A 17,267-nucleotide genomic window follows, 5' to 3' on the forward strand; every position below is an offset into this window, starting at 1 on the left:
CCGTTATTCTTCCTCATTGACCTTGTTGTCCATCGCAAAGGTGCTGTTTAGTGCCTGCTCAATGGCATCAAGTCGCGCCTCGCAAACGCGATAGGCGGCAATGGACTGCTCAACGGTGCTCATTAAGTTGTCAATGTCCGGCTCATCCTGCGATTTCAGCGTTTCAGCGTTGGTTTTTAAGATATCGTAAGCTTCTTGGAAGGTTTTTGGGGCAGCTTTTTTGCGATTGCTAGTGGTCATCGTTATTCCTTATTTTATTTTTGCTGAAAATCGTTAGTCGCTAAAATTTTATCAATCGTTGCGGTAGCCACGCCGTCTTTTAAATGAATTTGAACGGTTTGACCGGAGGTTAATGCGCTGATTTGGCTAATTGTTATCGCGCCGTCCTCATTTGTGATTCGGGCAAAGCCTTGAGTTAATACGCGGCTTGGCTGATAAAGTAAAATGCTGTCGCGTAAAAACTGGCTGTTGCGTTTTGCCGTTTGGATATTGTTAAAAGCTTGTTTTTCAATACTTTGTTTTGCCGAAAATGCCAAATAGCGGCTTTGTCTAAGCTGCTGCCTTGCTGATTGTCCAATGCTTTGCCAAGCGTAATTGCAGTCTTTTTGCAGGACGATTAATGATTGCTTAGCTTGCGCTTGAATGCTGCCAAATTGCCGCTCGGACTGGCTGCGAGCAAAGGTGATAACGCGGGTTGCCGATTGCTGAATTTGCTGCTCATAATGACGAGTTTGACTGACAAGCCTTGCCAAATGCGCGGCAATGGCGGCAATCACTTTTGACGGCGTATCAAAGCTTGAGTGCGCCACCTCATCTAAAATCACATGGTCGCGCTCGTGACCGATGCCCACCCAAACCGGAATGGACTGCTCAGCGACTAAGGCGGCAAGCTCATAATCATTAAGGTACGCCAAATCGCCAACCGCGCCGCCGCCGCGAATGATAACTAACAAATCCGGCAAGCGGTTATATTTTGCTAAAAACTGCTGCTGAGCCTTGCTAATCGCCGCTCGGATTTCACTTGGGGCGTGATTGCCCTGAAAGGTGGCGTGATAATAATGAAAATGGCAAGCGCCAGTTTGCGCAAGCCTATCGGCATCGGCTTGAAAATCGCCAAGCCCTGCGGCATTTTCAGGGGCAATGACAAGGACATGTTCAATGTCAAAAGGCGTCGGCAGGCTTTGGTTTAAATTAAGCAGTCCTTCACCCATTAAGCGCTCAACCATGGCGGCATATTGCCGCGCCAAATCGCCTAACGTATAGCTTGGGTCGATGTCCTCGATAGCCAGCGAAAAGCCGTATTGCGGATGAAAGGTTGCTGAAACTTTAAGCAAAACGGTCACATCGCGGTCAAGGGTCATTCCCGTTTCGCGCTCAAATTTACCCAAAACGCGACCGGCTTTAAAGCGCCAAAGGTTACCGCGGCAACTGGCAACCACCTTGCCGCTATCGTCTTTTTCGGCAAGCTCAAAATAGTAATGACCACCTTTGGTCGATAAATTGCGAATCTCCGCTTTCACCCAAACGTGATGGTTAAAGGTCTCATTAATGACCATTTCAACCGCCGCCAAATAGTCGCTTAATCGCAATACGGTATCGGATAACGGGTCGTCTTTTTCAGCAAGCTCTGCCTCAAGCGTTGGCAAATCGTTTTCGGAAAACGCCGCCGACCGGCTTGGGTCTTCAAGCAAGCGCTCTAAATGCTCACGCGATAAATTGGGTTTTTTCATAAAAAATCACAACGCTTATCATTTATCATTAAGTTTTGGCTGTTTTAGTTTTTTAAATAAAGCTAAGCATAGCATAAAAAACAAAGCCAACAATCAGGCGACTATTGGCTTTTGGTAGTTTGAGTTTTTACTGCCTAAAATAAATTAGCGTATAGCCATTTACTGACAGCGAAAGCTGATTTGGTATTCGTAATCGTCTTGACGTGACAGATTTGGCGAGCCGGTGCCAAGGACAGTGCCAAGAACCGTTCCAACTTGACCGACCACACGACCGGTGCGCTCATCTAACAAACCGTTATATTTGACGTTGTCATCAACGATGATGACTTGCTGACCGCGGCACGTTTTTTGGGCGCTGGCGAGGGCGTTTTCTTGAGCTTTAACTTTGGTGCTGCCGATGCCGGTCGTTTCAAACGTTGAGTTAGCGCGCTGAATGACAGGGCTTGCAGGGGTGCTTTGGCAAGCGGCTAGGGTTAAAGCACTGGCAACAATAGCCGCGATTGGCGCAAATTTTTTCATAATAGTATCCTTTAAAAGTTTCATCCTCAAATTTGGCAAGTCCTAAATCCATGACCACCAAAATTTATTTCAACGAAAATCAAACCTTCATTTAACGTAAATTTCTTATAAACGTCTAGACAAAAATTGTGAGTGATGTTGCCATCTTATTGCTCAAGCGGTTTTATATTTAAGAAAAGATAAGTCAGAAGCGATAAGATTGGTAAGGGTTTCTAGATTGTTATATTATAATTTTCTTAAATGATGGCATTTGAATAAATGCCTTTCATAAACGCCGCTAAATTTTAATATTTGAAACATTTTGACATAAACCACTTGAATTATTGCCCCATTCTAGGATAATTAAAGCCCTTTTTAATTGATTACTCGATGACCGTTATGCCTTTGATTAAAGCCCCTGCCGGCGTTCTTGAAGTGGATACGCTTTGGCAAAATGACAACCCAAATGATGCGGCGACCGATACCATTGCCGTGCTCTGTCACCCAAACCCTTTGTTTGAGGGGACGATGAACAATAAAGTGGTCACCACCATGTACCGCTTTGCCCGCGATGCTGGCATGCACGTGGTTCGTTTTAACTTTCGCGGCGTTGGTCAATCGACCGGCGAGCATGATTATGCCGTTGGTGAAGTTGAGGACGCGCTTGCCGTCATTCAATGGGCAGCAGCTCAGTCAAACGCCCGTAAAATTTGGCTTGGCGGCTTTTCATTTGGTGGCTATGTGACCGCCCGCGTTGCCGAGCAATTATTAACCGCGCCGCAAAGTTGGGGTCTTGAGGACTTTGAGATTAGCCAAGTGGCACTCATTGCGCCCTCGGTTGAAAAAAATGACACCAGTGATTTAACCTTGCCAACCGATAAAACGTTTGAGATTTATGGCAATCAAGATGAAGTCATTGCGCCAGAATCGATGCAGGATTTTGCTGAAAAAATGAACCTTGAAACCAGTATCATTGATGGCGCAGGTCATTTTTTTCATGGCAAATTGGGCGAGTTAAAAAAGCTGCTTGAGCACTATTACACAAAAAAATAAGCTTATAAAAAATTGGGGCAGAAGTTTCAACCGCAAAATTTTTGAGCCCTTTATTGCCCCAAATATTTTACCAAGTTGTAGTTGGTATTTTTTGTGTAAATGTTGGCTATAAATTAGGTGATTATACTGTCAAAGTATGAAATCATGGGACAGTGGACCAGCTAGGAATAAAGTGTGAGGTTAGCGCGCTTTTCCTAAAAAATATTGCCAGTCAGGCAAGCTCTTTAATAAAAGCCGCTTTGCCTTATTTTTGATTGCCAAATGACGAGCCGTCTTATGACCTTATCACCTTTGCAGCGCTACGAAAAAGCGGTCGCCACCGATGACTACACCCGAGATGACCAGCAGTTTGCGGCGATGAGCTATCTTGACGCGCTTTGTCATGAGCTCAATCATTTTGTACCGCCAAAAAAGGGTTTGTTCAGCTTTTTTAAAGCCAAGCCGGCTGCCCCAAAAGGGCTTTATATGTGGGGCGGCGTGGGTCGCGGCAAAACGTGGATGATGGATATGTTTTTTGATTCATTGACCATTGACCGTAAAATGCGCCAACATTTTCACCATTTTATGCAGCGCGTTCATGGTGAATTAAATAAAATCAACGGTGAAACCAATCCGCTTGAAAAGGTCGCGGACATCATTTATAGCGAAGCCATCGTCATTTGTTTTGATGAGTTTTTTGTGTCCAACGTGTCCGATGCGATGATTTTAGGTGATTTGTTTACCATGCTGTTTGACCGCGGGATTACCCTTGTGGCAACGTCAAACATCGCGCCAAGTGGGCTTTATAAAGATGGGCTGCACCGCGACCGCTTGCTGCCTGCCATTGCTGAAGTTGAGCGCCACACCACCGTCATGAACATTGATTCAGGGGTTGATTATCGCTTGCGCGTGCTTCAGCAGGCTGAGCTTTATAAATCCCCACTGACAAAAGCCAATCACAACTGGCTTGCCAACCGCTTTGCCACTTTATCGCACAATATCAGAATCAGCCGCGAGCCAATCGTGATTAATGGTCGCGAGATTATTATTAATGCGCGAACTGAGACGATGTTGTTTTGTGATTTTCGTCATCTTTGTATGCAGCCGCGCTCCGCTGCCGATTTTATTGAGATTGCCAACCGCTTTAGCACGGTGTTGGTCAATGCCGTTCCGGCGCTCAACGATGATTTGCGCGACCCCACGCGGCGCTTTATTTATATGGTTGATGAGTTTTACGACCGCAGGGTAAAGCTGTTAATCCGCGCGGAGCAGTCGATTTTGGAGCTGTATCAAGGCAAAAAATTGGCGTTTGAAATCGAGCGAACCCGCTCGCGGCTGCTTGAAATGCAATCTGAAGACTATTTGAAATCCAAGCACCGTTTGGATGAAGCTGCTTAAAATTTGCGATAATTTGCGATAAAAAGTCTCATAACAAATAATGATTCTCAACCGCATTGAACGTGCTATGATAAAAATAAAACCACAAGGACGATGACATGACCACCCCAACTGAAAATAAAAACACGGCTAATATCGACAATCTAACAGCTGAGCAATTGATTCATTGGATTAACTCAAGACGCAGCGTGAGTAACCTTGACTCCCCTGCGCCAAGTCACGACGACGTTCGCGCGGCAATTGGCTGCGCGGCAACTGCTCCTGACCACAAACAGCTAAAACCGTGGCGCTTTATTGTCACCGAAGGCGATGCCCGTCATGCCTTTGGTCGCGCTTTGCTCGCTGCTGCCGAAGCGGCGGCCGTCCGCGATGGTGACACCTTATCAGAAAAAGAGCAGCGAAAAACGGCGGAATTGCCGCTGCGAGCTCCCATGATTATCACCGTTACCACCAAAATGGAAGCCCATAAAAAAGTGCCCCTATTTGAGCAAATGCTCAGCGCTGGTGCTGCCGTTCAAAATCTAATTTTGGCGTTAAAAGCGCAAGGCTTTAGCAGCATTTGGCGAACTGGGCTGCTTTGTAACGAGCCTGCGGTAAAAGACTATTTTGATGTTGCGGCAGACGATTACGTGGTTGGTTTTATTTATACCGGAACCAGTCCTCGCGACAAATCTGCGCGAAAGCCAGTGGACATTGAGCCATTGACTCGATTTGAGGCGTAAATTGGCATGGATTACCATATCGGACTTTATCTTTGCCGTGAACAATGGTAATTTGCTCAAAAGCTGACTTGCTCAATATGGAAATTTAAATATGACGCCATCATCAAGCCCTAAAGATGCTGAGAAGAATGATAATAAATTAAAAAACAAAACCGAGACAAAAAAAGACCGTTTAAGCAAAACTGCTACCGATAAAAAAAAGCCGCTCGGCGAAAAAAGTAAAAAGACGGCGACTAAAAGCAGCAACTCAAAAAAGCCATCATCTGCCAAGCCTGCTGAAACGGTGGAAAAGTCCCAAGGACTGCTTTCAAGTATTATTGAGCGCGCGGCCAAATCTGGAATTGGTCGTAAAAAGCTTGACCCAAGCGCGGTCGAAGCTGACGTTGCCAAAAACATGACGCCTGCCATGACCAACCCAAGCCAATTGCGCTTGGCGTTTTTAGGTGGCGGCAGCTTTGGAACCGCCATGGCAAACCTTGCAGCCAGAAACGGCTGCGATACCACGCTTTGGGTTCGCAACAAGCGGACGGTAAAATCCCTTAGCAAGCACCAGATGAATAAAAAATATTTGCCCAATTTTAAGCTTGATGAGGATTTAAAATTCAGTCACGATTTAAAGTCGGCAATCAGCGATACCGACATTATTTTTGTGGCAGTCCCCAGTATTGCCTTTCGCGAAACGCTTAAAAATATTGCGCCATTTATTACCGGTCAAGCCGTTGTTTCATTGACCAAAGGTATGGAAAAAGACAGCTTTGCGTTAATGAGCGACATCATTAAAGATGAGCTTCCTGAGGTCAATTTTGGGGTGATGTCAGGACCTAATCTTGCCATTGAAATCATGAAAAACATGCCGTCGGCGACGGTGATAGCCAGTGAATCTGAGCCGCTGCGGCATGCGGTGCAATCGGCGCTACACAGTGCATTTTTTCGGGTATTTGCCAGTGACGATGTTCGCGGCGTTGAGCTTGGCGGCGCGCTCAAAAATATTTATGCCATTGCCATGGGAATGGCGGCAGCTTACGAGGTTGGCGAAAATACCAAAGCGATGTTACTCACGCGGGCATTGGCTGAAATGAGCCGCTTTGGGGTGGCAACGGGCGCCAATCCATTGACCTTTTTGGGGCTTGCCGGCGTGGGCGACTTATACGCAACCTGCAGCTCAGAGCTGAGCCGAAATTATCGCATTGGTAATATGCTTGGCCGCGGAATGAGTATTCAAGCCGCGGTTAAAAAGCTTGGTCAAACTGCCGAAGGGGTCAACACCATTCAGCAGGTTCACGAAAAAGCCACCCGCGAAGGCATTTATATGCCCATCACCCATGCGCTTTATGCCGTTATTTATGAAGACAAAGCTGCGCTTGGGGTGGCACTGCATTTGATGGAAGCCGGATTTCGAAGTGATGTTGAGTTTGTGATGCCGCATGACCATACCAACGCGGCACTTTCTGCGCAAATGCAAGCGGCAAAGCAGCAGCTCAGTGATGATAACAGCGACTCAGCCACGAGTGATGAATAATCGTTTTTCAACAAGCGATTGCGGACTTAAAAATATAAAAAAGGGTCAACATGAAAGTTATTTTAATGCGCCACGGCGAAGCTAAAGAAGGGGTGACGCCTGACAGCGCAAGACCACTGACTGAGTTTGGCAATCAGCAAGCTTGCCAAACCGCCGCTTATATTTTTGCAAATTATCAACCGGACGCGCTTGTGGTCAGCCCGTTTAAGCGTGCCGAGCAAACGATGGCACAAATTGCCAAGCATTTTCCTGATATCAAAGTGATGACCCAAGACAACATCACGCCATCAGATGACCCCAAAGCGGCATTTAATGATTTGGTAAAAATCGATAGCGACTGTTTGCTTGTTGTTTGTCATATGTCAATTGTGGCAAAGCTTGCAAGCTTACTCACCGGCGATAGTTTTGAAGGGTTTTCGTTGGCTGAAGCGCGCGTGTTTGAAATGGAATTTTTGATGACAGGAATGGCAAAAGAAATTGACCGTTTTGTTCCGAATCAACCATAATTTGGCGGCAGTTTTAGGGTAAATTTAGTATGATAGGCGGCTAAGCGCTAACACAGCGCCAACATTAAGGACACAGTGGGTGTTACACGTTTGGTTTCGCGGGCAGCAAAGTCCGCTTGCAGTTTGGCATTTGGACGAGCGGCGCTGGCAGTTGGTGGACAATTGGCAGCAGCTTTATGATATTTATGGCATTCATGGCGCGCCCGCCATTACCTTATATTTTCCCTCGCAGCACCTTTTGCAAGTGGAATCGACGCTCACAAGCGCTCAAATCAAGCAGCTTGGCATGACCGGTCAGCAGTATTTGTTCGAAGAGTTGTTTTTGGGGTCGGTAGATAAATTAAGCGTTCGCCAGTTTAGCGGTGAGCCTACTCAGCTTTATGCCATTGACCAAAGCGATATTGAAGCTTGGCAACAAAGCGCGGCACTGGTGGGGCTGAATATCACTGCCATGCTGCCGGACTTTTTATTGCTGCCAAGTCCTGAAACGGCGACCGCTGATGCACCCGAGTTAACTGCGCTGACCCTCTATCAAGATAACGCCACAACCTTATCACGACAGATGGACGCTCAAGGGCTTGCGGTTAATTTTTTACCGCTATTATTATCAAGACTGCCCAGTCAAACCGTAATTAATATGCTATCGCCGATTGATTCGGACGATGGAATTGCCTCAAACAGCATGCAAGCAAAAACGATTGAGCTTATTGAGCAGCAAGGGTTTTTGGTCAATTTATTGCCCATTTATCCTGAACCGGTGCTGATGCCAGAGCGTCATGCGCTAAACTTTTTTGCCAAAAAAAGCCGCGCGGTGTTATCGCCTTATTTAAAAACCGCGCTTATGGTGGCGCTTGCTGCTTGGGTATTGCAGTTTGCCACCAACGGTATCGAGTGGCTGCGCTATCAAGAGGCCGCTGCAAAAACCCAAAGCGCGACGGCGGCTCAATATCAAGCTTGGTTTCCCAATGAGCCGCTCAATCCTCGCGGGTTGCTGCAAACTCAGCTTGCGCCAAAATTGCGCCAAAATAGCTTAGATACCAACGCACCGATTGCCGTCATGGCTCAGGTGTCCCCACTGATTAAGCAATCTTCACTCACCACCCAAGCTTTAGGGCTAGCTCCTGATGCGCTGACGCTCACTTTGATTGCTGCTGACCGCAGTAGCCTTGATGGCTTTATGAGCAGCTTAAGTGCTCAAGGTCTGAGCGCCAATCTTGAGCAGGTCAATAACACTGAGCAAAACCAAGTGTTAGGCAATGTTCGCATCAGCTTTGCGCCCACTGCTCCGGCGGACAATTTGCAATCTGCACCGCCAAACCCCGCGCTGTCTTAATTGCTTAAAGGTTGATTTATGAAATTTATTCAGCGCCGTATCAGACGAAATCCCGCTGCTGTTGCGACCGAAACGACAGTAACTACCTCTTCAAAAGCCACCTCCTCAAAAGTCACCTCCTCAAAACGCGCTCGCCATTTGGACGCTTGGGCAAATCAATCGCAGGAGTTTTGGCAAAATTTAGCGCCGCGCGACCGCCTTGCGCTCAGTATTTTGATGCTGTTTTTTATCATTATGGTTTTTGGTTACGGCGGCTATGGCATGAATAAAGCTGCGCAAAAAAGTAAGCTTGACTATCAAAACCAAGTTGCCGATTACTTTTGGCTGCGCGGTCAAGCGGCAAATGTTGATAGCAATCCGCAAGCGCTTGATGACAGTCCGCTGACGGTGCAAGTGAATAATATTCTCAATTCAATGGGCGTTACCGGCGCTCAGGTGGTAGCAATCGGCGAGGGCGTTCAGCTGAGCTTTACCCACCCAAGCCAAGCGGTTGTGGCAAATGTGCTTGGTCAACTTGAGCAGCAAGGTTGGCAGTTAGACAGGCTTAGCATCAACCAAGATACCGCAACTAAAGACCTGTCAGTTCAAGCGACCTTAAAAAAATAGTCAAAATCATTAAGATGTTTTCAATCTTTTAAAAATACCGTTTGGTTTTTGTAGCTAAACTCAATTGGCTATTGAAATATTTTTTAAGACCTCAATCAAGTTGGCATAATGATAACCGTGCTGTTTTAGCGCTATAGTATTTTTTAAGCTTACGGCTTTTTTTAAGCTTACGGCTTGAGATAGTTGGCATCGATTTAGGAAAAAAGGGGGAGTGATGGACAACGATAAAGAGCGCTCGCTAATAGCTTACAACCATATCACTTATTTGCTAAATATCGTCAGTTATTTTACTGCAGGGCTGCTATGGATTGCCCCGATTGTGATGAACTACGTTCGCCGTCATGAAGCCGATGGTACTTGGCTTGCCACCCATTTTGATTGGCAGATTAAGACCTTTTGGTACAGTATATTTTTCTTTGTTATTGGCATGATATTGTTATTTATTGCCTTTGGCGGTCTTGGAATCAGTGCGGTGATGGACAGCGGTCATTTGGCAGCAGGGTCGCTATTGTTTGCCTTTTTGGGGGTCGCGGTGATTGGGGTCACGGTGGTTTGGCATTTGTACCGCATTATCCGTGGCTGGATTGCGCTGGCTTCCAATCGACCTGTGCCGTAATTTTGCAGCGATTTTACGCTTGGGTTATTTTTAAGCAGCCAAGGAAACAAACCATTATGCCTATGCCCACAAGCTGCTATAATGGCGCCAAAAATTTATATTGACTTTTTAATTTTGTTTTCGCTATTGATTCAGGGTTTACAGTTTATGTCCTACGCTTTACTTCGACCGTTTTTATTTCAAATGGACCCTGAACGCGCCCACGATATGACGTTGTCCTTGCTTGCTAAAGCCCATCGAGCGCGGGCGCTTGGCTTGGTTTATGGTCAGCCGATGCAGCAGACCGATTGTATGGGATTGCAATTTAACAATCCGGTTGGTCTTGCGGCAGGGCTTGATAAAAACGCTGATTATATTGATGCTTTAGCCGAGCTTGGTTTTGGGTTTATTGAAGTGGGAACGGTAACGCCAAAGCCGCAAGATGGCAATGACAAGCCGCGATTGTTTCGCTTAAAGCAAGCTGATGCCATTATTAATCGCATGGGATTTAATAATAAGGGCATTGATTACTTAATCGATAACGTAAAACGCTGCAAATATAAAGGCAATATTGGCATTAACATTAGTAAAAATGCCGCAACGCCGGTTGAGAATGCCGCCGATGATTACGTGTATTGCCTTGAGCGCGCTTATCCGCATGCGTCTTATATTACGGTCAATATTTCCTCGCCCAATACTAAAAACCTTCGTGATTTACAATCGGGGGACGCGTTAACGGCGCTGCTTGACACCATTAAAAATCGCCATTCACAGCTTGCAACTGACTATGGTTTTTATGTGCCTTTGGTGCTCAAGGTTGCTCCTGATTTAGAGCCAGACCAAGTTGAGTATATTGCTCAGCAGTTGCTTGATTTTGAAATTGACGGTTTAATTGCCACCAACACCACCCTTAGCCGAGTGGGGGTTGAGGATTTGCCGGATGGTGAGCAGGCAGGGGGCTTATCAGGGCGACCGGTCAGCCACAAAAGTACAAAAATTTTGCAGCATTTTGCCGATATTTTAGAAGATAACGTGGCACTGATTGGTGTTGGCGGCATTGATAGCGGCGAAAAAGCGGTTAAAAAAATCAAAGCCGGTGCCGATTTGGTTCAGCTTTATACGGGGCTTATTTATAAAGGTCCGGGGTTGGTTCAGTCGTGTATTCAGTCGATTGGCGGTTATTATGACGCGCTTGATGATGGCGATGACCATCAAGAAGCGTAATTTGAATGACGCAAGTGAGGTGATATTTTGAGTGGTCTTGACCTTATTATTGCAGCGATGGTGTTGATTGGGCTTTGGCGCGGCTTTCAATTGGGGCTTGCCAAAACCGCTGTTGGCATGGTGGGCTGGTTTGTGGCATTGATTGCCGCATCTCGGCTGGCAAGTTCGGTTGCGCCCTCATTGTCCGGCATCGTTCAAAATCCCGTGTTACAAATCGCCTTAGCGTTTTTGCTCGTGGTGCTCGTTGTGTTAGCCATCATGCATCTGATAGCCTTTGTGTTTTCAAGCGCGCTGAAAAGCTTAAAGCTTGGGGCAGTTGATAAGATGGCGGGCGGAGTTTTAGGCGCTGCCAAAAACGTGCTTGTCGTTCTTGTGGGATTAAGTGTGACCGCACCGCTGTTGGTTCAAATGCCCATTTGGCAGTCGTCCGTGTTAGCGCCGGAGCTGCTACCTTATGCTCCCGTTGCCAAGGCTTTGGCAAGCGATGTTTTGGGCGTGGCTTGGAATCAGGTCAATCAATCTTAATTAAGGACGGTTAATGATAAATCGTGATGTTAAAAATTAGGCTTAGGGATTTTATTTTAAGATAAAATTGCCCTATAATGCTTCTCGCAATTTTTCAGTTTAGAAGTTCACTCATCCAAAAAATGCGCTTTTGCCCTTTAAATCATCAGCGTTTATCATCATTTACCTGTCATCTTGATTCAATTTATTGAATGCCCAAATCGAAAATAGGACATAGCTATGTGTGGAGTCGTTGGGGTTGCAGCTCATGAGCCGGTCAACCAAATCCTTTATGATGCTTTAACCATGTTACAGCACCGCGGTCAGGACGCCGCCGGAATCGTGACTTTGCAAGATGGCAGACTGTATTTGCGCAAAGAAAACGGCATGGTTCGCGATGTGTTTATGAACCGTCACATGGTGCGCTTGGTGGGCAAATTTGGTATCGGTCACGTTCGCTACCCAACCGCAGGAACCTCAAGCAGCGCTGAGGCTCAACCGTTTTATGTCAACTCGCCTTATGGGATTACGCTTGCGCACAACGGCAATTTGACCAATGCCGAAAGCCTTGCCAAATCTTTATATCTTGATGACCGCCGTCATTTAAATACCGATTCGGATTCAGAAGTTTTGCTCAACGTGTTGGCGCATGAACTGCAAAACTTAGATAAAGCTGACCCAACGCCTGAAGATATTTTAGAAGCGGTAAAAGCCGTTTATGGTCGCTGTGAAGGTGCCTATGCGGTGGTGGCGCTGATTACCGGTCATGGCTTATTGGCGTTTCGTGACCCGAACGGTATTAGGCCGCTTATTTTTGGCAAACGAATGGCAGAAAATGGTGGCACTGAATTTATGGTTGCCTCGGAGTCGGTGGCGCTGACCAGTTCAGGGTTTACGATTGTCCGCGACGTTCGCCCTGGTGAAGCGATTTTTATCGACCTTGACCACAAACTGCATACCAAACAATGCGTTGAGCCTAAAGAATATACGCCTTGTATGTTTGAATACGTTTATTTTGCCCGTCCTGACTCGATTATGGACAACATTTCGGTCTATAAAGCGCGCTTGCGAATGGGCGAAAAATTGGCGCAAAAAATCCTGCGCGAGTGGGGCGAAGACCATGATATTGACGTGGTTATTCCGATTCCGGATACTTCGCGAACCTCCGCGATGGAGCTTGCCATGAAAATGAATGTCAAGTACCGCGAAGGCTTTATGAAAAACCGCTACATTGGTCGCACCTTTATTATGCCAGGTCAGCAGCAGCGTAAAAAATCGGTCCGCCAAAAACTCAGCGCCGTTCCGCTTGAATTTAAAGGCAAAAACGTCTTACTTGTCGATGATTCTATCGTTCGTGGAACGACCTGCCATGAAATTATCCAAATGGCGCGAGATGCCGGCGCAAGAAAAGTGTTTTTTGCCAGTGCCGCGCCACCGGTTGAATACCCCAACGTTTACGGCATTGATATGCCCGTTCGCAGCGAGCTGATTGCCTCTGGCAACAGCGTTGAGGAAGTTCGCGACATCATCGGTGCTGACCGCTTGATTTTTCAAGACTTAGATGACTTGATTGAGGCGGTAAAAGACACCAAGCACAGCCGCGTTCAAGGCTTTGATTGCTCCGTGTTTAACGGCTGCTATATCACCGGTCAAATTAACGAAGCCTATCTTGACCATTTACAACAGCTGCGCTGCGAGACCGCCAAAATCGGTAAAAAAGGCGTTCAAATCGTCGCCGACACACCGGTCGATATGATGGGCGTTGCTGAATACGATTAAGGTTTTTTTTGCCATAAAAAAGCTGAGATATGAGGTCTCAGCTTTTTTTATTGTTAAATTTCAGCAGTTACCTTAAAAAAGAAAATAACCAAAGCACGCCATTAAGCGCGGCGATGCCAACGACCATACTGACCAAAAGCTGACGGCTGATATGATAAACCAGTAAGACTAAAATAAGCGCGCTGATTTGCGCGGCTAGTAATTGTGAATTTGGGTTACTGAAAGACAGCGTTAAGCCTTGATAAGACAAACTGGTTAAAATCAAGAGCGTTAATACTGACAGCGGCAAGCTTTCGTTGAGCCGATGCAGCCAAGGCGTATCAAGAAGCCTTGTTGGAATCAGCGCCGGCGTTGCTCGCGTTAAAAACGTGACAAACGCCATCGCAATGGTGGCGGCAATCAAATAGCTACTGTTCATCAGCATCTGCCTTTAAACCAGTCGCGCCGCGAACCAAAATCAGCAGCATACAAATGCCAATCGCCACCAAAAGTAGCCAGTCTTGAGTCAAAAGCGACGCCAAAATAAGCGCAAGGGCTGCAACCAGTATCGGAAAATAGCGCTTGATGGTCGCGAACTGCTCATAAGCTAAAATGGCAAACAAGCAAACTAAAGCAAAATCCAAATGCGGTACCAAATCATTGAGCGTGCTGCCAATCATGACCCCAAGAGCGGTCGCAATCACCCACCAACTTTGATTAAAAAAGCTGACCGGCAGGATAAGCGCTGAACGCTCTTCAGGTGGCAAACTGGTCATGAGTGAAAAGGTTTCATCGGTGAGCGCAAATAAGCAGTAGGTTCTGGCAAGTTTATGTTGCGGCATCGATTGCAGCAGCGGCATGGCATAAAACACATGGCGCAAATTGATGGCGGCAATGTTGGTCGCTATCGTGCCAATGGGCAGCGCGGCGCTTAGCATCGGCAGGCAAGCATATTGCGCTGCCCCTGCATATAACAAAATGCTGAGCAGCAGCGTTGACCAAATCGGCAGCCCCGCCACTTGCGCGAGCACCCCAAAGGCAATCCCTGCCGGCAAATAGCCCATCGCTACCGGAATGCTTTTTTTAAATCCTGCTGACCATAAATATCCTGCGTCAGCTGAGCTTATCACTTTCACAGTTTAGGTTAATTCCAAAGGTTCATTAATGTTAAATATTTTAGCACGGATTATTGTTTTGGCTGCAATGACGCATAACTTCCAGACCATTTAGCTTTTAATAAAAACACGCTTAATACCAACAATCTGAGCAACAAAATGCTCCAAACGCTCAGCCAAATCCCAAGCATGCCAAACTTGCTATAAAGCCAAAAGCTGAGCGGAAAAAATATCACCGCCCAAATAATCGCCGCATTGCGGATAATTTTTCCCGCCGTTAACCCAAAAAAGATGCCATCAATCCAGTAAGCGCCAACGCCAATCAACGGCAGTAAAATCGCAAACCATTGATAATCCGCAGCTAAAGCCAACACCTCAGTAATGTTGGTCATCATCGGCAAATAAAGCGGCATAATCAGCCACCAAATCAGCGTTAACACGGCAGCTAAAGCGTAGCTGACAACTCCGGTGCGCTTAATGATGAGGGAAAATCGTGACCAATCACGGCGACCGGCAGCTTGACCGCTAAGTGTTTCAGCCGATACGGCAACGCCATCAAGGGCAAACGCTGAAATACTAAGCACTTGCAGCAAAATGGCATTGGCAGCCAGAACCAAATCGCCACTTTGCGCGGACAGTCTGGTCACCCAAGTAAAGCTGAGCGTTAAAATCAGCGTTCGGATAAAGATATCTTTATTTAGCGAAAATAGCCTAAGCATACTGTCTTTAGTAACCGAGGCTTTATCTATAGTAAATAAATCGCGCCAAGAAAGCTGTAAATGCAAGGTTGCAAGCCAAAGGGCAATGATGACACCCGACCAAAAGGCAAGTGTCGTCCCAAGGGCAACGCCGGCAAGCCCCAAATCAAGACCAAAAACAAAAAACACCGTTAAAATGACGTTTAATACCGCAATTAACCCCTGCTGATACAGCATATATCGCGTTTTACCTTGACCGGCAAACCAACCGATAAAAGCAAAGTTCATAAGCTCGGCAATCACGCCCCAAAAGCGCACGTTTAAATAGGTCGTTGCCGCAGCCGAACTGTTTGGGTTTGCGGCAAGAAGTTGCAGCCCAAATTTAATTAACAAGGGCTTAATGAGCAAAAGCCCCAAGCCAATAACTGCCGCTAACAATAACGCTCGCTGCAAAATCGCCAGCAGCGGGGCGTTGTTTGTATGACTTGTGGTGGCGTAGGTCATTTTACCAAGCGCTTGGGCGGCAAGCCCTGAGGACGCATATTGCAAAAAGTTAAAACTGACCAAAACCAGTGACAACAGCTGAATGGCAAGCCCCATTCCGGCAAGATAAGCGGCATTATCCAAATGACCAACGATGGCAGTATCAATTAAACTTTGAAACGGCATGGCTAAGTTTGCCAAAATGACCGGAATGGCAATGGCAATAATTTTTAAATAGCGGACATCGATGGCATGGCTTTGGGCGTGGTCGGTCATAGTTGTTAATAACTCTTAATTTCAATAAAACAAAAGCACCTAAAAGTAGGTGCTTTTATTCATCGCTTAAAGGATTAGTTTTCTTCAAACATTTTTGGGTCGTTAAAGCTGACCACTTCTTCTTCAAACTCTGGTTTGACTTTAACCACAAAGTCATCGCGCGACAGCCCCATGGCAAGCGGAATTGAGCTTGAAATGTACGTTGAAGAATACGTTCCGGCAATCAGACCGATAAATAGCGCCACTGAGAACCAAAACAGCCCTTCGCCGCCCAAAAGCAGCATGGCAAGAACGACCAACAGCACGGTTGAGATGGTCATGATGGTTCGGCGCAGCGTTTCGGTTAACGACAAATCAACGATTTGACGGGGGCTGATACCGCGAACGCGGCGGAAGTTTTCGCGGATTCGGTCATAAACGACGATGGTATCGTTCAATGAATAACCAATCAAGGCTAAAACCGCTGCCAAAACAGTCAAATCAAACGGAAAGCCAAAAAGAGCAAACGCGCCAATAACCACAATGGCATCGTGAAATAACGAAATAACGGCGCCCAAAGCAAATTTAAATTGAAACCGTAGCGCCACATAACCGAACATACACGCCAGCGCCAGCGCTAACGCCATCACCGAATTGAGATAAATTTCATTACCAACTTGGCTGCCGATGATGTTGACGTTGTTGATTTCAGCGTGGTTGTTGGGCAGCTCAAGCGCTTTGCCAAGCGAGTTATTTAGCCCCTCAACGTTATCTGATTGCGGCGGCAGTCGCACAAGCAGCTCTTCACGCGTTCCTAAATACTGAACAACGGCATCATTAAAGCCGTTATCCGCCAAGGCTTTGACCACATCGCTTTGTTCTGCCGGCTGCTCGTAGCGAACGTCTGCTGACACGCCGCCGGTGAAGTCAAGCCCTAAATTTAAGCCATTCACCGCTATGGCAATAATACTGCCGATAACTAACAGCATCGACAAAATTGCCATCGGCTTTTCGATGCTCATAAACGGAATGATGCGCTGATCACCGATGGCTTTGATGCCACCTTCCGCTTGCGCGGCGTCATCGACCTCTATGTCAGGAATAGGGGCAAGGTTGGTCGAATCAAGCGCCGTAGTCGGTGTTTTTTTGCGCTTTGGGGCGGCTGTATTGCTGCCTTTACCATCGCGGCGCGGCTTATTACGGCGGCGGCGCTTGTCGTTACCGTCCCCGCTTGAACTTGCCGGCAAATTAGGCGTCTCGTTGGGATTTTTTTGTTCAATCGCCATGATAA

General features: G+C 46.6%; 18 protein-coding genes. 11 read left to right on the forward strand and 7 right to left on the reverse strand.

The annotated features are described in order from the left end of the window. Positions 1-3 precede the first annotated feature (3 nt). From xseB to ACZ5XY_RS10315, 3 genes are all read right to left on the reverse strand, one after another. Positions 4-240, reverse strand: a complete 237-nt coding sequence (gene xseB, locus ACZ5XY_RS10305; protein ID WP_464741383.1) for an exodeoxyribonuclease VII small subunit — start codon at positions 238-240, stop codon at positions 4-6. A gap of 14 nt (positions 241-254) precedes the next feature. After that, the gene (gene xseA / locus ACZ5XY_RS10310) at positions 255-1,730 is read right to left on the reverse strand and encodes an exodeoxyribonuclease VII large subunit (RefSeq protein ID WP_464741385.1); all 1,476 of its coding nucleotides are present in this window, start codon (positions 1,728-1,730) and stop codon (positions 255-257) included. Positions 1,731-1,889: 159 nt separating this feature from the next. Next, entirely contained in the window at positions 1,890-2,249 is a 360-nt protein-coding gene (locus ACZ5XY_RS10315) for an adenovirus L4-33K/L4-22K family protein (protein ID WP_464741387.1), read from the reverse strand. 378 nt (positions 2,250-2,627) lie between these two features. On the opposite strand from ACZ5XY_RS10315, the gene ACZ5XY_RS10320 reads away from it, so the two are divergent. The 11 genes from ACZ5XY_RS10320 to purF all read left to right on the forward strand — a co-directional run bounded on the left by ACZ5XY_RS10320 (position 2,628) and on the right by purF (position 13,446). Beyond that, positions 2,628-3,281 carry an alpha/beta hydrolase gene (locus ACZ5XY_RS10320; protein WP_464743869.1) on the forward strand — a complete coding sequence of 218 codons (654 nt, stop codon included), beginning with the start codon at positions 2,628-2,630 and terminating at the stop codon, positions 3,279-3,281. Between the two features lie 276 nt (positions 3,282-3,557). Beyond that, a complete protein-coding gene (gene zapE / locus ACZ5XY_RS10325) occupies positions 3,558-4,658 on the forward strand; it encodes a cell division protein ZapE (RefSeq protein ID WP_464741389.1) in 1,101 nt (366 codons plus the stop codon). A gap of 98 nt (positions 4,659-4,756) precedes the next feature. After that, on the forward strand, positions 4,757-5,380 hold the full coding sequence (locus ACZ5XY_RS10330; protein ID WP_464741391.1) for a nitroreductase family protein: 624 nt from the start codon (positions 4,757-4,759) through the stop codon (positions 5,378-5,380). Positions 5,381-5,471: 91 nt separating this feature from the next. Next, on the forward strand, positions 5,472-6,899 hold the full coding sequence (locus tag ACZ5XY_RS10335; RefSeq protein ID WP_464741393.1) for an NAD(P)H-dependent glycerol-3-phosphate dehydrogenase: 1,428 nt from the start codon (positions 5,472-5,474) through the stop codon (positions 6,897-6,899). A gap of 50 nt (positions 6,900-6,949) precedes the next feature. Then, on the forward strand, positions 6,950-7,405 hold the full coding sequence (sixA, locus tag ACZ5XY_RS10340; protein WP_464741394.1) for a phosphohistidine phosphatase SixA: 456 nt from the start codon (positions 6,950-6,952) through the stop codon (positions 7,403-7,405). A gap of 79 nt (positions 7,406-7,484) precedes the next feature. Beyond that, positions 7,485-8,738 (forward strand): type II secretion system protein GspL, encoded by a 1,254-nt coding sequence (gspL, locus tag ACZ5XY_RS10345; RefSeq protein ID WP_464741396.1) that lies wholly within the window; start codon positions 7,485-7,487, stop codon positions 8,736-8,738. Positions 8,739-8,756: 18 nt separating this feature from the next. Next, complete coding sequence (gene gspM, locus ACZ5XY_RS10350; protein ID WP_464741398.1) at positions 8,757-9,344, forward strand: type II secretion system protein GspM; 588 nt, start codon at positions 8,757-8,759, stop codon at positions 9,342-9,344. Positions 9,345-9,558: 214 nt separating this feature from the next. Beyond that, on the forward strand, positions 9,559-9,960 hold the full coding sequence (locus ACZ5XY_RS10355) for a DUF4870 family protein (RefSeq protein WP_464741400.1): 402 nt from the start codon (positions 9,559-9,561) through the stop codon (positions 9,958-9,960). A gap of 147 nt (positions 9,961-10,107) precedes the next feature. Next, positions 10,108-11,163 carry a quinone-dependent dihydroorotate dehydrogenase gene (locus ACZ5XY_RS10360; RefSeq protein ID WP_464741402.1) on the forward strand — a complete coding sequence of 352 codons (1,056 nt, stop codon included), beginning with the start codon at positions 10,108-10,110 and terminating at the stop codon, positions 11,161-11,163. 27 nt (positions 11,164-11,190) lie between these two features. After that, complete coding sequence (locus ACZ5XY_RS10365) at positions 11,191-11,688, forward strand: CvpA family protein (protein WP_464741404.1); 498 nt, start codon at positions 11,191-11,193, stop codon at positions 11,686-11,688. A 219-nt stretch (positions 11,689-11,907) separates the two neighbouring features. Continuing rightward, positions 11,908-13,446 carry an amidophosphoribosyltransferase gene (purF, locus tag ACZ5XY_RS10370; protein WP_464741406.1) on the forward strand — a complete coding sequence of 513 codons (1,539 nt, stop codon included), beginning with the start codon at positions 11,908-11,910 and terminating at the stop codon, positions 13,444-13,446. Positions 13,447-13,513: 67 nt separating this feature from the next. Here the strand turns inward: purF and ACZ5XY_RS10375 are convergent, their stop codons facing one another. The 4 genes from ACZ5XY_RS10375 to secF form a co-directional block, all read right to left on the reverse strand. Further along, positions 13,514-13,864 (reverse strand): AzlD domain-containing protein, encoded by a 351-nt coding sequence (locus ACZ5XY_RS10375; protein ID WP_464741408.1) that lies wholly within the window; start codon positions 13,862-13,864, stop codon positions 13,514-13,516. After that, positions 13,854-14,489, reverse strand: a complete 636-nt coding sequence (locus tag ACZ5XY_RS10380; RefSeq protein ID WP_464743871.1) for an AzlC family ABC transporter permease — start codon at positions 14,487-14,489, stop codon at positions 13,854-13,856. The genes ACZ5XY_RS10375 and ACZ5XY_RS10380 overlap by 11 nt, the downstream gene beginning before the upstream one ends. Before the next feature lie 122 nt (positions 14,490-14,611). Next, complete coding sequence (locus ACZ5XY_RS10385) at positions 14,612-15,997, reverse strand: MATE family efflux transporter (protein ID WP_464741410.1); 1,386 nt, start codon at positions 15,995-15,997, stop codon at positions 14,612-14,614. Positions 15,998-16,071: 74 nt separating this feature from the next. Then, positions 16,072-17,262, reverse strand: coding sequence for a protein translocase subunit SecF (secF, locus tag ACZ5XY_RS10390; protein WP_464741412.1), 1,191 nt, complete (start codon positions 17,260-17,262; stop codon positions 16,072-16,074). Positions 17,263-17,267 lie beyond the last annotated feature (5 nt).

Source organism: Psychrobacter sp. GTC18467, from assembly GCF_055397455.1.